Below are 12688 nucleotides of genomic sequence, written 5' to 3'. Positions count from 1 at the left end.
GGCATGGATGCCAAAGTTCTGCGAGCCCGTGCTTTGGCGTTGTTGGCCCAGCGCGAGTACAGCCGCATGGAGTTGCGACGCAAGCTGCTGCGGCTGGTCCAGACGCGCCGCGCGGCAGAGCTGCAGAACGCTGAGGAGCAGGGCTGGGCGGCTGAGGCGGGAGGCGATGCCGAGGCCGGACAACAGCTGGCGGCGGTGGAAGCCGTACTCGACGCGCTCGAATTGGCCGGCTGGCAAAGCGACCAACGGGCCGCCGAAAGTCGACTCCGGACGGGGGCCTCCCGCTCGGGGGTCCGCAAGCTGGCCGCCGACCTTCAGCAGCGGGGGCTGAGCCCGACCGGCGAGATCTGGGCTCAGCTACAAGCGACTGAGGCCGACCGGGCGAGGGCCTTGCTCCACAAGCGCTTTGGTACGACCGCACCGGTCGACCGGGCGGATTGGGCGCGTCGGGTCCGATTCCTGGTCTATCGCGGCTTTGACGCCGCGCTCGCCAGTCGCCTGTGCCGCGAAGCTCCCGACTCTGACCCCTCTTGAGGTGCGTCAGGGCGCAGCAAGCCCGCACTGATATATTGCGGGTTTCCCCGGCGTTCGGAAGAAGTGCCGGTTTTTTGCTGCCCGAAATCCATGTCTGCCTCCGCCAACCCCGCCGAGCGCCAGTTGCTGCACCGCCGCAACCTGGTGCTAGAGGTGTTTGAGCGCGCGGATGGTCTGTTCGATGTGGAAGCGCGCTTGTTGGATGTCAAGGCGCGTGACATGGAGTTGGCCAGTGGACGCCGGCCAGCGGGTGAGCCCATCCACGACATGCGCCTGGTGCTGCTCATCGACCGGCAGATGAACGTGCTGTCCGCGCGGTCGGACACGAGTGCCATGCCATACCCGGGTGCCTGTGACGCGCATTCGAACGCCTACGCGAAACTTGAAGGCTTGAACCTCTTCAAAGGGTTTCGCGCGGGAGTCAAGGAGCGACTCTCGGGTGTGCAAGGGTGCACGCACCTGACTGAATTGGCCGCCCAAATCCCGACAGCGGTCCTGCAAGCGTTTGCGGGCACCGTTATTGATGTCCGTGAAGGCGATGCCGACGGCTCGCCGCCCTATCAAATTGACCGGTGTCACGCCCTGAGTAGCGATGGCGCCACGGTTCAAGCCTATTACCCCCGTTGGTACCGACCTGCTCGGTCCACGGCCTGATTCACCAACCCCCCCAACCGAAGCCATGAAGATTCACGAATACCAAGGCAAGGAAATCCTGCGCCAGTTTGGCGTGCCGGTGCCGCGCGGCATCCCCGCGTTCACCGTGCAAGAAGCCGTTGAAGCGGCGCAGAAGCTGGGCGGCCCCGTGTGGGTCGTGAAGGCTCAGATCCACGCCGGTGGCCGTGGCAAGGGCGGCGGCGTCAAGGTGGCCAAGAGCATCGACGAGGTCAAGGAGAAGTCCGAAGCCATCCTGGGCATGCAACTGATCACGCACCAAACCGGCCCTGAAGGCCAGAAGGTGCGCCGCCTCTACATCGAAGAGGGCGCGGACATCCAGAAGGAGTACTACCTCTCCTGCGTGACCGACCGTGGCACCCAGCGCGTGGCCTTCATCGCCTCGTCCGAAGGCGGCATGGACATCGAGGAAGTGGCCCACAGCCACCCCGAGAAGATCATCAAGGTGTTTGTGGATCCGGCCACCGGCCTGACCCAGGCTCAAGGCGAAGAGCTGGCCGCTGGCGTGGGCATGCCCGCCGACAGCCAAGCCCAGTTCATCGATGTCTGCCAGAAGCTCTACACCTGCTACATGGACACCGACGCCTCGCTGGTGGAAATCAACCCGCTGAACCGCGACGGCAAAGGCAACATCATTGCCCTGGACGCCAAGTTCAACTTTGACGCCAACGCGCTATTCCGCCACCCCGAAATCGTGGCCTACCGCGACCTGGATGAAGAAGATCCGGCCGAAATTGAAGCGTCGAAATTCGACCTGGCCTACATCAGCCTGGATGGCAACATCGGTTGCCTGGTGAACGGTGCCGGTCTGGCCATGGCCACCATGGACACGATCAAGTTGTTCGGCGGCGAGCCGGCCAACTTCCTGGACGTGGGCGGCGGCGCCACGGCCGAGAAGGTCACCGAGGCCTTCAAGATCATGCTGAAGAACAAGAGCGTCAAGGGCATCTTGGTCAACATCTTCGGCGGCATCATGAAGTGCGACACCATCGCCGAGGGCGTGATCACCGCTTGCAAGGCGGTGAACCTGTCCGTGCCGCTGGTCGTGCGCATGAAGGGCACGAACGAAGATCTGGGCAAGAAGATGCTGGCCGAATCGGGCCTGCCCATCATCAGCGCCGACACCATGGCCGAAGCTGCGACCAAGATCGTCGCCGCCGTGAAGTAAGCCCAGGAGCACCAAACATGTCGATCTACATCAACAAAGACACCCGCGTCATCACCCAGGGCATCACCGGCAAGACCGGCCAGTTCCACACCTTGGGCTGCCAGGCCTATGCCAACGGCAAGAACTGCTTTGTCGCCGGCGTGAACCCCAAGAAAGCCGGTGAGTCGTTCAGCGACATCCCCATCTACGCGTCGGTCCAAGAGGCCAAGGTCGCCCAGGGCGCCAATGCCAGCGTGATCTATGTGCCGCCCGCCGGCGCGGCTGCCGCGATCTGGGAGGCCGTGGAGGCCGACCTGGACCTGGTCATCTGCATCACCGAAGGCATTCCCGTGCGCGACATGCTGGAAGTGCGCAACAAGATGAAGGCCAAGGAAGCGGCCGGTGGCAAGAAGACCTTGCTGCTGGGCCCCAACTGCCCGGGCCTGATCACGCCGGAAGAAATCAAGATCGGCATCATGCCGGGCCACATTCACCGCAAGGGCCGTATTGGCGTGGTGTCGCGTTCGGGCACGCTGACCTATGAAGCGGTGGCGCAGTTGACCGAAATCGGTCTGGGTCAGTCGTCGGCCGTTGGCATCGGGGGCGACCCCATCAACGGCTTGAAGCACATCGACGTGATGCAAGCCTTCAACGACGACCCCGACACCGACGCCGTCATCATGATTGGCGAAATCGGTGGTCCGGACGAAGCCGAAGCCGCCCGCTGGTGCAAGGCCAACATGAAGAAGCCCATCGTCGGCTTCATCGCTGGCGTCACCGCCCCTCCGGGCAAGCGCATGGGCCACGCGGGCGCACTGATCTCTGGTGGTGCCGACACCGCCGACGCCAAGCTGGCCATCATGGAAGAGTGTGGCTTCAAGGTCACGCGCAACCCCAGCGAAATGGGCCGCCTGCTGAAGGCCTTGCTGTAACCTAGTCGTCCTGAACGACGCCAGGGGGCCTGTGGGCCCCCTTTTTACATCCTGAGATTTGAAACGATGGACTGGTTGACCGACCCTGCTTTCTGGCTCGCCGTGGGCCAGATCATCATGATCGACATCTTGTTGGGTGGCGATAACGCGGTGGTGATTGCGCTCGCGTGCCGGAAGCTGCCGCCCGACCTGCGCGTGAAAGGCATCATGTGGGGCACGGCGGGCGCCATCGTTTTGCGCGTCGTGCTGATCTTCTTTGCGCTGACCTTGTTAAAGCTTCCTGCACTGAAGCTCATCGGCGCGGCACTCTTGATTTGGATCGGCGTCAAGTTGATGTTGCCCGAGGCCGAAGAAGGGCATGGGGACATCCATGCCAGTGACAAGCTCTGGGCTGCGGTAAAAACGGTCATCGTTGCGGACTTGGTGATGAGCGTCGACAACGTCATCGCCATCGCCGGTGCGGCGCAAAATGCGGGTCAAGGCCATCAGATGAGCCTGGTGGTCTTTGGGCTGTTGGTTTCAATTCCCATCATCGTTTGGGGGAGCCAGTTGGTGATCAAGTTGATGGACCGCTTTCCCGTGGTCATCACCCTGGGCGCGATGCTGCTGGGTTGGATTGCCGGCGGCTTGGCCCTGGGCGATCCACTGCTGGCGTCTTGGACCCAGGCGTGGCCCCGCTGGAGTCCTTATGCTGCTTCCGCCGTGGGTGCCGCGGTCGTGTGGCTCTCAGGCAAAGCCTTGGACGCCGCCCCCAAGCCCGTTAGCTGAGGCTGCGCCATGGGACTGCTCGACAAACTCAAGGGGTGGCTGGGCGCAACGAAGTCCAGTGAGCCGGGGCGGTCGCCTCGGACCCTGAGTGGGGCAACGCAGCCCATGAGCACCCTTACCATGGGCAGCACCTTGCCCGCCGGAGGTGAGGATGTTCCCGCGCAAGTGCCGCCGCACATTCAGGTTGGACCTGAGCTGGGCCGGGGGGCCATGGCCGTGGTCCATCGGGCTTACGACGCCCACCGCGGCTGCGAAATTGCCATCAAGCGCCTGCTGCTGTCGGTGGAGTTCAGTCCTTCGGACCTGCGCGAGGCGCGCACGCGGTTTCTCCGGGAAGCGCGCGCCGCGCAGGCCTTGAATCACCCCGACATCCTGCACGTGTACGAGATCGGGGAGATTGAAGGCGACGCTTGGATGTCCATGGAATTGGTGCGTGGCCGCGATCTCAGCCACCACACACACCTGACCGCCCTGCTGCCCGTGCGCGAAGTGTTGCGCATTGCGGTTCGGGTCGCTCGGGCCCTGCACTACGCGCACCGCCAAGGGGTGATTCACCGAGACATCAAGCCGGCGAACATCATGTACGACCGCGCCTCCGGCGCGGTCAAGATCATGGACTTCGGCATCGCTCGCATGTCGGATGGCAGCCGCACGCGCACGGGTTTGGTGTTGGGAACGCCCAGCTACATGGCGCCGGAGCAGTTGGCCGGCCTCAATGTGGACGGGCGCAGTGACCTGTACGCACTGGGGGCGGTCATTTACCAATTGCTTTCGGGGCGCTTGCCGCATGAAAGTGGCTCCATGGCGCGCTTGATGTACGAAATTGCCAACGAGCAGGTGACCGACGTGCGTGAATTGCGCTCCGGCCTGCCCGAGGCTTTGGCCATGGTCCTGGCTCTGGCGCTGGAGAAGCGCCCGGAGTTGCGCTATTCCACCGGCGAGGACATGGCGCAAGACCTTGAAACGGTGCTGAATCAGCTGGATGCACCGGACCCGATGGGCGGACCGCCCCAGGGGCCCGGGGCCGATGCGCAGCACATTGACCTGAACTTGCCGTCGACCCTATGAGCTTGCCCTACCCCTTGGAACTGGCGGGCCTGACCGATGTGGGCCGCGCTCGCAACAACAACGAGGACGCCTTCGCGGTGGACCCCGACACGGCTTTAGCGGTGCTGGCCGATGGCATGGGGGGCTACAACGCGGGCGAAGTGGCCTCACAAATGCTCGTCGGTTTCCTGCAGTCGGAACTCGGGCGGTGGCTGCGAGAAGTAAAAGGGCATGCCCCTCCCGAGGCGGTTCGGCGCGCCATCGAGATCTGTGTCGACAACGCCAATCGCGCGATTTTTTCAGCGGCGCACAGCAATCCCCGCTACTCGGGTATGGGCACCACCCTGGTGATGGCCGTGTTTCGGCCTGAAGGCTTGTGCGTGGCTCACGTGGGCGACTCGCGGCTGTATCGCCTGCGTGGGGACCGCATCGAGCGGGTCACCAAAGACCATTCGCTCTTGCAAGAGCAGTTGGATGCGGGCCTCATCACCCCGGAACAAGCCGCTGTGGCCGCCCATAAAAACCTGGTGACGCGGGCGGTCGGGGTGGCAGAGCAAGTACAAGTCGATATCGCTTTTCACCCAATCCAGCCGGGTGACCAATACCTGTTGTGCTCTGATGGCTTGTCTGACATGCTGGACGATGAGCGCCTGTTGGCCCTGTGCCAGCGCAGTCCTAACCTGACAGAAGCGGCTCGTCAACTGATCGCCGGTGCCAATGACCAGGGCGGCCGGGATAACATCACGGCCGTTTTGGCGCGTGTTGGCCCTCCAATGCGGACCGAGTCCAAGTCCTGGTGGAACTTGGCGCGCCGTTGAGTTTGCGTTCGATTCAACCCAACCCTTCGAGGTTCTGATGGCCAAATTGGTGTTGTCGCTAGACGGCGTCGTGATCAAGGAAATTCCCTTGACCAAAGATCGCACCACGCTGGGGCGTCGCCCATACAACGACATCGTGATCGACAACTTGGCGGTTAGCGGCGAGCACGCCGTGCTGCAGCTGGTTGGCGCCGATGTGTTGATTGAGGACTTGAACTCCACCAACGGCACCTACTTGAATGGCAAGGCCATCAAGAAGCAGCAGTTGCGCGCCAACGATGTCGTCGAAATCGGCAAATACAAACTGAAGTACCTGGCCGAGGAGCAAGGCGACTACGACAAAACCATGATCCTCAAGCCCGGCGAGCTGCCGCCCGTCATGGCGCCGCGCCCGGCCAGCCCCAGCGGTTTTGGCGGCTTGGGCCCAGCCGTGGGGCCGGCGAGCATCAAGGTCATGAGTGGTGCCGCAGCGGGTCGTGAGGTTCAGCTCACCAAAGTGGTGACCACCGTGGGCAAGCCGGGTGTGCAAGTGGCTTCGATCACCAAGCGCCCCACGGGCTACGTGTTCTCGCATGTTGAGGGCCCGCAGCGCCCGCTGATCAATGGTTCCCCCATCTTGACGGACGGTGTGCCGCTCAAAAATGGCGACACCATTGAGCTGGCCGGCACCAAGATGCAGTTCGTCCAAGCGTGAAACGCGTCACGGGGGTCTGGGCTTCGCGCTGATGCCCCCACGTTGGCCCGCTCGACGGGCACAAGCTGAGCGCCCTACCATGGGCGCTTTGTGCTTTCAGGGGCGATCCATTCATGAGCCTGCGGGTGTTGGGCTGCAGCGGAGCCATCGCGGCCGGTTTCCGGACGACCTCGTTCCTGTTGGACGAGCGCGTTCTGATGGACGCGGGCACGGGCGTGGGCGATCTCACGCTGGAGCAACTGGAGCGCATTGACCAGGTGCTGCTCACCCACTCGCACCTGGACCACATCCTGAGTTTGCCCTTGCTGGCGGACAGCGTGATGCGCCGACGCCGCGCGCAGGGGCGGCCCCCCATTGAAGTGATGGCGCTGCCGCAAACGGTCCAAGCCCTGCGAGAGCACCTTTTCAACAACCAGATTTGGCCGGACTTCACGCGCCTGCCCACGCCCGAGGCGCCAGTCCTGTGCCTGCGGCCCATTGAACTGGGACAGCGGCTGACCTTGTGCACGGGCCGTGGCGTTGAAGTGCTCCCGGCCGCGCACACCGTGCCGGGCTGCGGCTACGCCCTGCGGTCTCTGACTCACGATCACTGGTTGGTCTTTACCGGAGACACCGGTCCCTGCCCCGCGTTTTGGGAACGGCTTCACAGCCTGACCGTGAGCCACCTGATCATCGAAGTGGCTTTTGGCGACGACGAGTGCTGGTTGGCGTCGGTCAGCGGCCATCACTGCCCAACGACGCTGACAGCCGAGTTGCGCCACCTTCGGTACTGGCCCGAGGTGTGGCTCACCCACATGAAACCCGGCGAAGCCCCGGCCGTATTGGCCCAACTGGCCGCCCAACCGGCAGTCAGTTCACGCCCCCGGGTGCTCGAAGTCGGTCAGACCTTGCATTGGGATTGACCGATTGCGTCGGGCACCTGACAAGAAGTGTCACTAGTGGGGCCCCATGCCCTAGGGAAAGCGTGAAAAACCACACCCTTCGGGCCTACTTACACTTGGCACGACCCCTGCATAGATCAGGTTGTCCTCAACCCACCTCCCGAAGGAGTTTGTATGAAGCGCGTTCAACAGGGTTTCACCCTTATCGAATTGATGATCGTTGTGGCGATCATTGGTATCTTGGCGGCCATCGCGCTGCCGGCTTATCAAGACTACACAAAGAAGGCCAAAGTTGGTCAAGCCATGGGCGCGGCACAAGGCGCCAAGACGTTGGTGGCCGAAAATTGGAGCAATGAGGTGGCTGATTACTGCACCGGAGTAAGTGGCGTTACCTGCGCGTCCGGCGTCTTGACTGGGCAATCAAAGGACGCCACGATCTCGGCTACGTTGACCCCAACATTCCCTTCTGCGGGTGGCTCCAACGTCATCACCTGGACCTGCTCGCACACCGCTGGTATTACGGTTAAAGGTTGCCCTTAATTTTTTTCGTGCCAGCAGTCGATTCTACTCCCTGGTGTGAATCGGTTTGGGCTGTTCAGGCGCATTGAATCGCACCTGAAGTTAAATCAAGAAATCCCGCAGCAACCGGCTGCGGGATTTTTTTTCCCCGAATGAAATGAACGACCTCGATCGCAGCCTCCCCGTTATTCGTGCCTGGGCGCAAGCTTTGTTGGTTTGTGCCCTTCTCCTGAAGGTGGCGCAATGGGTGGTCTTTGGCGTTAATTCCTTAGTTGATCTTGGCGACTTTGATGCAGAACGCTGGATCGTGCACTTTGGAACAGTCTTCGTCTTTCCTGTGCTCTTCCTATTGATTGCGGGGTGGCTGCCGTTCTCGCGTAGATTATTGATTGGGCTCGTGGTGGCGGGACTGCCAGTAGTGGCACTATTGTTTATATTTGGAAGCGGCCGGTATATTGGGTTCTTGGCGTATCAATTTGCGCTCTTGCCGCTTATTTATTTTCTTCTTGCGCGGGCAATTTGGGCGTGGTGGGAGAGTCGGCGCACGGTGAGTGCTTTGCCTGGCTGGTTGATCGCATTTTTCTGGTTGACGGTTCTTATTAAATCGTTCGACACGGTCGCCCTCGCCTGGCTGAAATTGAGCGGTGTATTGTTTCCGGCTACTTATGACGTGCATTTGTATAAACTTGAGTTGGCCTATGACAATTTGGCCGCCCGGGTGGCTGCGGTGCATTTGAGTTTGCCCGTCTGGATGCGTGAATCCACGGTATTTATCTATGCGGTACTGAACTCGTTGTTCCTGCCGCTTCTGGCTTTGCTTCACCGGGAGCGTAAGGCGACTCCCCTTCATGGCTGGGTGATGCTCCTCACCCCATTTTTGGTGGCTTGGTGTTGCTACGCATGGCTCCCCGCTTCGGGGCCCAGCTACCTTTTCCAGATGAAGTACCCCGTAGGCGTTCCCTCGCCTGCCGATGTAACGGCCGCGTTGTCGACGGTGATCCCAGCGCCACGGAACGCCATGCCGTCGATGCATTTTTCGGGCGCTATTTTTGTGTTCATGATTGCGGCCGCCTTGCGGCGCAAGGGGTTCATGCTCCCTGCCACGGTGCTGGTGCTGGGCACCGCTTGGGCCACTTTGGCGCTGGGTGAACACTACGTGATCGATCTGGTGGTAGCCCTTCCCTTCGCGCCAGCGCTGGCCATTCTGCTCATGAGAGCTCCGCTTTGGCGGGTGGCGCCGCGCTGGCAGAAGGGGGTGGTCTGGAGCGCGGGTGCGACCTTTGTCGTTTGGATGCTCCTGCTGCGGTTGGCTCCCGCTTGGCTACAGGCGAACTTGGGCTGGGTGCAGGTTTTCTCTGTTTGGAGTGTTGGCGTCGGCCTCTACTTGATGGGGCTTCATGTGACCAAGGTTTGGAGCGAGGCGAGCACGCAGGAGGCGTTGTTGGCGCCTTCTTTACACGTCAAAGCTTTTACCCCTCCGCACTTCTTGCCCCATGAACTTCAGGGCAAGAAGTGGCTGGTGGGTATCTTCTTCTTCTCGGGTTTCGCTGGTCTGGTTTACGAAGTGGTTTACGCCAAAGCGCTGGGGGTGACCTTCGGCGGTACGGCGTTGGCGGCGAACACGGTGCTGATGACTTACATGGGGGGCATGGCGTTGGGCGCGTGGTTGGGCGGGGGACTGGCCGCACGGTCACGCCAGCCCTTGATGCTTTACGCCTTCTTCGAGGCGGCGATCGGTATTTATGCCGCCGTGACCCCCCAGCTCTTTCATGGCGTTCAACAGATTTACGTGGCCTTGGCGCTGGATGCTGCCCCCGACGCTGGCTGGCTGACTGCTTTGCGCATGGGCTTGGGGGCCGCGGTGCTTGGTGTTCCCACGGTCTTGATGGGCGCCACCCTGCCGCTGGTTTTCCAATGCCTGCGGGGGATGGGGATTCCAACCGGGCGGGCGATTGCCCCGCTGTATGCGGCCAACGTTTTGGGCGCGGCTGTGGGGGCCCTAGTGGCGGGCTATGCCCTGCTGCCGGCGGTGGGGCGTACGGGCAGTACGTTGATCGCTGCGGTCCTGAGCCTGATGGTGGCTTTGTATGTCATCGACAAAATCAAGCGAGGCGTGCTTGAGGCCCCAGTGGGCGCACAGGAAAGTGGCCTGCGCCCCGGCTCTCAGGGGGCACCTGCCTTGACGGTGGGACCGCGCGAAGGGCTTTCCGCGTTGGCGGTGTTGACGATTGGCGGCGTGGTCACGCTGGCACTGGAGGTGGTGTTCATGCACTTGTTGGCTGTGGTGGCCGGCAATAGCGTGTACGCCTTTGGACTGATGCTGTCGACGTTCTTGCTTGGCCTGGGCTTGGGATCGACGGTCGGTGAGGGTTTGATGCGCCGCTGGAGTCGATCTACCTTGGTGCTGACGGCTCAGTGTGGCATTGCGCTTTGCATCTTTCTAACGGCCTTTGTTTGGGATGGCCTGGCCAGCTATATGGGCAGCTTCGGCCCAGCGCAACAGTGGGTGTGGCTTGGTTTTGGCGCGCGCGAACTGGTGCGGGCCTTGGTGTGTACCTTGGCGATGCTGCCGCCGGCTTTCTTTATCGGGCTGAGTTATCCGGCAGCGATGGGGCTGGCGGCAGATTGGCTGGCTCAGCGTCGCTATGCCGGCGAGGCCGTACGCGGTGTGGGCTTGGCCAGCGCGCTCAACACGATGGGGAATATTGGTGGGGTGCTGCTGGCGGGCTTTTGGTGGTTGCCTGAGTTCGGCTCCCGCAACGTCTTGTTGGGTCTCGCTGTCACAGCGGTCGTGCTGGCGGGGCTGGTGGCTTGGTCCGCACAAACCACCGAACCGAGGCGAGTTCACCGCCGGTGGTTACCTGTTGGCGCAGCAGCCGGGCTCTTGACGTTTTTCCCTGCCCATTGGAACCACACGGCCCTTTCCACAGGCGGCAATGTTTACTTCCAAACGCAAAGGTGGGGGGAAGTCATCGACTATGCGGAGAGTGTCGAGGGGGGGTTGACATCGGTGGCGCGTGCGCCGGACTCCACGGGTGGCAGTCAGCTGACCTTGCTCACCAATGGCAAGTTTCAGGGTAATAACGCGCAGGGGGGCGAGATGGTGGCGCAGGAGTCCTTTGCGCTGATTCCGCTCATGCATACGGCCCAACGCGGCGCGGCTCTGGTGATTGGCTATGGCACGGGCATGACCGCCCGTGTTCTGCAGGACCAGGGGTTTGCACAACTGGAGATTGCCGAAACCTCGAGGGATATTGTTTCGTTGGCTGACAGACACTTCGAAAGCATCAATGCGGGCATTTCAAGGCATCCTGTCGTGAAAATGCACTACACAGACGGCCGGAATTTTTTGCTGACCCAATCTAAGCAATTTGACCTCATCAGCCTCGAGATAAGTAGCATTTGGTTTGCGGGCGCAGCTAATTTATATAATCGCGAGTTCTATGAGTTGGCCAATGCCAGACTGCGTCCGCAGGGCGTTCTGCAGCAATGGGTGCAACTCCACCACATGAGACCCTTGGATTTCTTGCATGTTTTGGGATCGGTACGCTCTGTATTCAAATATGTCTGGGTGTATGTGAGCGGGGGGCAGGGCATTCTCGTTGCAAGCAATGATGATGCTGCTTTTATAAATGAAAAGGCGCTCGATAAGCTAATGAAGGGCCATACTATTTCGGCCATGAATCTATCTGACTTGCCACGGAAACTGGTGGCATCTCCAGGCCGCGTGGATGCCATTATTCGGCGCCTCGATCCCGAATTGAATAATCTTGTTTCAACGGATAATAATCTTTATCTTGAGTATTCGACGCCCAAAGGGAATGCCGTTCGAGAGGACACGATTGGTCAGATTTTGGAGATGCTGACAAAACGGTGAGGTGCCAGGTGAAGAGACGATTGGTCGCGGCAGGAAGGGCCGCTTTGATTCATTTTTGTGGCGGACTCGTAGTTGCCGCATTGATGGCATTTCTCATATTTTTTGTTTGGTTTCCATTTCCCTACTACTTGATCTCCGGTGGCGGGGCGTTATTCTTGATGCTGTGCGCTGCGGATGTGGTGTGTGGACCGTTGCTCACTTTGGTGCTCTTCAACCCGGCGAAAACCAAGAAAAAATGGCTGGTTGACATCGCTTTGATATTGGTCATTCAGATTGCGGCCTTGGCGTACGGTGTCTATACCGTTGCTTTAACCCGTCCAGTCCGTTTGGCTTTCGAAGGGGATCGTTTCAGAATCGTTCGGGCGGTCGACGTTAATGACGAAGCTTTGAAAAAGGTGAGTGGCGACCATAAAAACCTGGGATGGATGGGTCCGAAATTGATTTCTATTCACATGATAGAGAGAGGCGAACCGGGATTCTTCGAGCGCGTTCTGAAAACGCTATCCGGCGAGCCGCCTTCGTTTGATCCCAGCAATTGGCAGCCCTATGAAGAACACACCCAGGATGTGAAAACAGCCTTGTTGCCCGTTTCTAAACTGAAGGGACGCGAAGGATTCGATTCGCTCAGTACGGAGTTGCAGAAGGTGACCAAGATGACGCCGCCAGAGTTTGATGACGGTTTGGGCTACTTGCCGCTTGAGCAGCAGGCTGTGGTGAATTGGGTGATCGTGCTCGACCGAAAAACGGTTAAACCCATTGCCTTTGCTCCGGTGAGCGGTTGGTGAGGTGATGGCTGTTG

Annotated in this window: 12 protein-coding genes; all 12 read left to right on the top strand. The window is 60.6% G+C overall.

Annotated features, from left to right (window positions below; genetic code table 11):
• The first annotated feature begins 3 nt into the window (after positions 1–3).
• The 12 genes from I7X43_RS03150 (at position 4) to I7X43_RS03095 (ending at position 12674) form a co-directional block, all read left to right on the top strand.
• Positions 4–534 carry a regulatory protein RecX gene (locus I7X43_RS03150; protein ID WP_198099433.1) on the top strand — a complete coding sequence of 177 codons (531 nt, stop codon included), beginning with the start codon at positions 4–6 and terminating at the stop codon, positions 532–534.
• 90 nt (positions 535–624) lie between these two features.
• Entirely contained in the window at positions 625–1188 is a 564-nt protein-coding gene (locus I7X43_RS03145) for a DUF2889 domain-containing protein (RefSeq protein WP_198099432.1), read from the top strand.
• A 25-nt stretch (positions 1189–1213) separates the two neighbouring features.
• Positions 1214–2374: an ADP-forming succinate--CoA ligase subunit beta gene (sucC, locus tag I7X43_RS03140; protein ID WP_198099431.1), complete on the top strand. Its 1161-nt coding sequence runs from the start codon at positions 1214–1216 to the stop codon at positions 2372–2374.
• A 17-nt stretch (positions 2375–2391) separates the two neighbouring features.
• Positions 2392–3285, top strand: coding sequence for a succinate--CoA ligase subunit alpha (gene sucD / locus I7X43_RS03135; protein WP_198099430.1), 894 nt, complete (start codon positions 2392–2394; stop codon positions 3283–3285).
• A gap of 66 nt (positions 3286–3351) precedes the next feature.
• A complete protein-coding gene (locus tag I7X43_RS03130; protein ID WP_198099429.1) occupies positions 3352–4053 on the top strand; it encodes a TerC family protein in 702 nt (233 codons plus the stop codon).
• A 105-nt stretch (positions 4054–4158) separates the two neighbouring features.
• Entirely contained in the window at positions 4159–5121 is a 963-nt protein-coding gene (locus I7X43_RS03125; RefSeq protein WP_246480098.1) for a serine/threonine-protein kinase, read from the top strand.
• Complete coding sequence (locus tag I7X43_RS03120; protein ID WP_198099427.1) at positions 5118–5918, top strand: Stp1/IreP family PP2C-type Ser/Thr phosphatase; 801 nt, start codon at positions 5118–5120, stop codon at positions 5916–5918. The genes I7X43_RS03125 and I7X43_RS03120 overlap by 4 nt, the downstream gene beginning before the upstream one ends.
• A 37-nt stretch (positions 5919–5955) precedes the next feature.
• Complete coding sequence (locus I7X43_RS03115; protein WP_198099426.1) at positions 5956–6612, top strand: FHA domain-containing protein; 657 nt, start codon at positions 5956–5958, stop codon at positions 6610–6612.
• A gap of 113 nt (positions 6613–6725) precedes the next feature.
• Positions 6726–7514 carry an MBL fold metallo-hydrolase gene (locus I7X43_RS03110; RefSeq protein ID WP_198099425.1) on the top strand — a complete coding sequence of 263 codons (789 nt, stop codon included), beginning with the start codon at positions 6726–6728 and terminating at the stop codon, positions 7512–7514.
• Between the two features lie 153 nt (positions 7515–7667).
• Positions 7668–8033, top strand: coding sequence for a pilin (locus I7X43_RS16530; RefSeq protein ID WP_198099424.1), 366 nt, complete (start codon positions 7668–7670; stop codon positions 8031–8033).
• A 136-nt stretch (positions 8034–8169) separates the two neighbouring features.
• Positions 8170–11889: a phosphatase PAP2 family protein gene (locus tag I7X43_RS03100; protein WP_198099423.1), complete on the top strand. Its 3720-nt coding sequence runs from the start codon at positions 8170–8172 to the stop codon at positions 11887–11889.
• An 8-nt stretch (positions 11890–11897) separates the two neighbouring features.
• Positions 11898–12674, top strand: a complete 777-nt coding sequence (locus I7X43_RS03095) for a type VI secretion system membrane subunit TssM (RefSeq protein ID WP_198099422.1) — start codon at positions 11898–11900, stop codon at positions 12672–12674.
• Positions 12675–12688 lie beyond the last annotated feature (14 nt).

The organism is Inhella gelatinilytica (assembly GCF_016093295.1).
GTDB lineage: Bacteria > Pseudomonadota > Gammaproteobacteria > Burkholderiales > Burkholderiaceae_C > Inhella > Inhella gelatinilytica.
The sequence above is the reverse complement of the archived record's forward strand: the minus strand, read 5'-3'. Positions and strand labels throughout refer to the sequence as shown.

What these genes read in the sequence shown, in the direction of transcription:
- sucD (WP_198099430.1), top strand. Translation starts at nt 2,392, where the DNA reads ATGTCGATCTACATCAACAAAGACACCCGCGTCATCACCCAGGGCATC.
- I7X43_RS03120 (WP_198099427.1), top strand. Translation starts at nt 5,118, where the DNA reads ATGAGCTTGCCCTACCCCTTGGAACTGGCGGGCCTGACCGATGTGGGC.
- I7X43_RS03125 (WP_246480098.1), top strand. Translation starts at nt 4,159, where the DNA reads ATGAGCACCCTTACCATGGGCAGCACCTTGCCCGCCGGAGGTGAGGAT.
- I7X43_RS16530 (WP_198099424.1), top strand. Translation starts at nt 7,668, where the DNA reads ATGAAGCGCGTTCAACAGGGTTTCACCCTTATCGAATTGATGATCGTT.
- I7X43_RS03145 (WP_198099432.1), top strand. Translation starts at nt 625, where the DNA reads ATGTCTGCCTCCGCCAACCCCGCCGAGCGCCAGTTGCTGCACCGCCGC.
- I7X43_RS03100 (WP_198099423.1), top strand. Translation starts at nt 8,170, where the DNA reads ATGAACGACCTCGATCGCAGCCTCCCCGTTATTCGTGCCTGGGCGCAA.
- I7X43_RS03130 (WP_198099429.1), top strand. Translation starts at nt 3,352, where the DNA reads ATGGACTGGTTGACCGACCCTGCTTTCTGGCTCGCCGTGGGCCAGATC.
- I7X43_RS03115 (WP_198099426.1), top strand. Translation starts at nt 5,956, where the DNA reads ATGGCCAAATTGGTGTTGTCGCTAGACGGCGTCGTGATCAAGGAAATT.
- I7X43_RS03150 (WP_198099433.1), top strand. Translation starts at nt 4, where the DNA reads ATGGATGCCAAAGTTCTGCGAGCCCGTGCTTTGGCGTTGTTGGCCCAG.
- sucC (WP_198099431.1), top strand. Translation starts at nt 1,214, where the DNA reads ATGAAGATTCACGAATACCAAGGCAAGGAAATCCTGCGCCAGTTTGGC.
- I7X43_RS03110 (WP_198099425.1), top strand. Translation starts at nt 6,726, where the DNA reads ATGAGCCTGCGGGTGTTGGGCTGCAGCGGAGCCATCGCGGCCGGTTTC.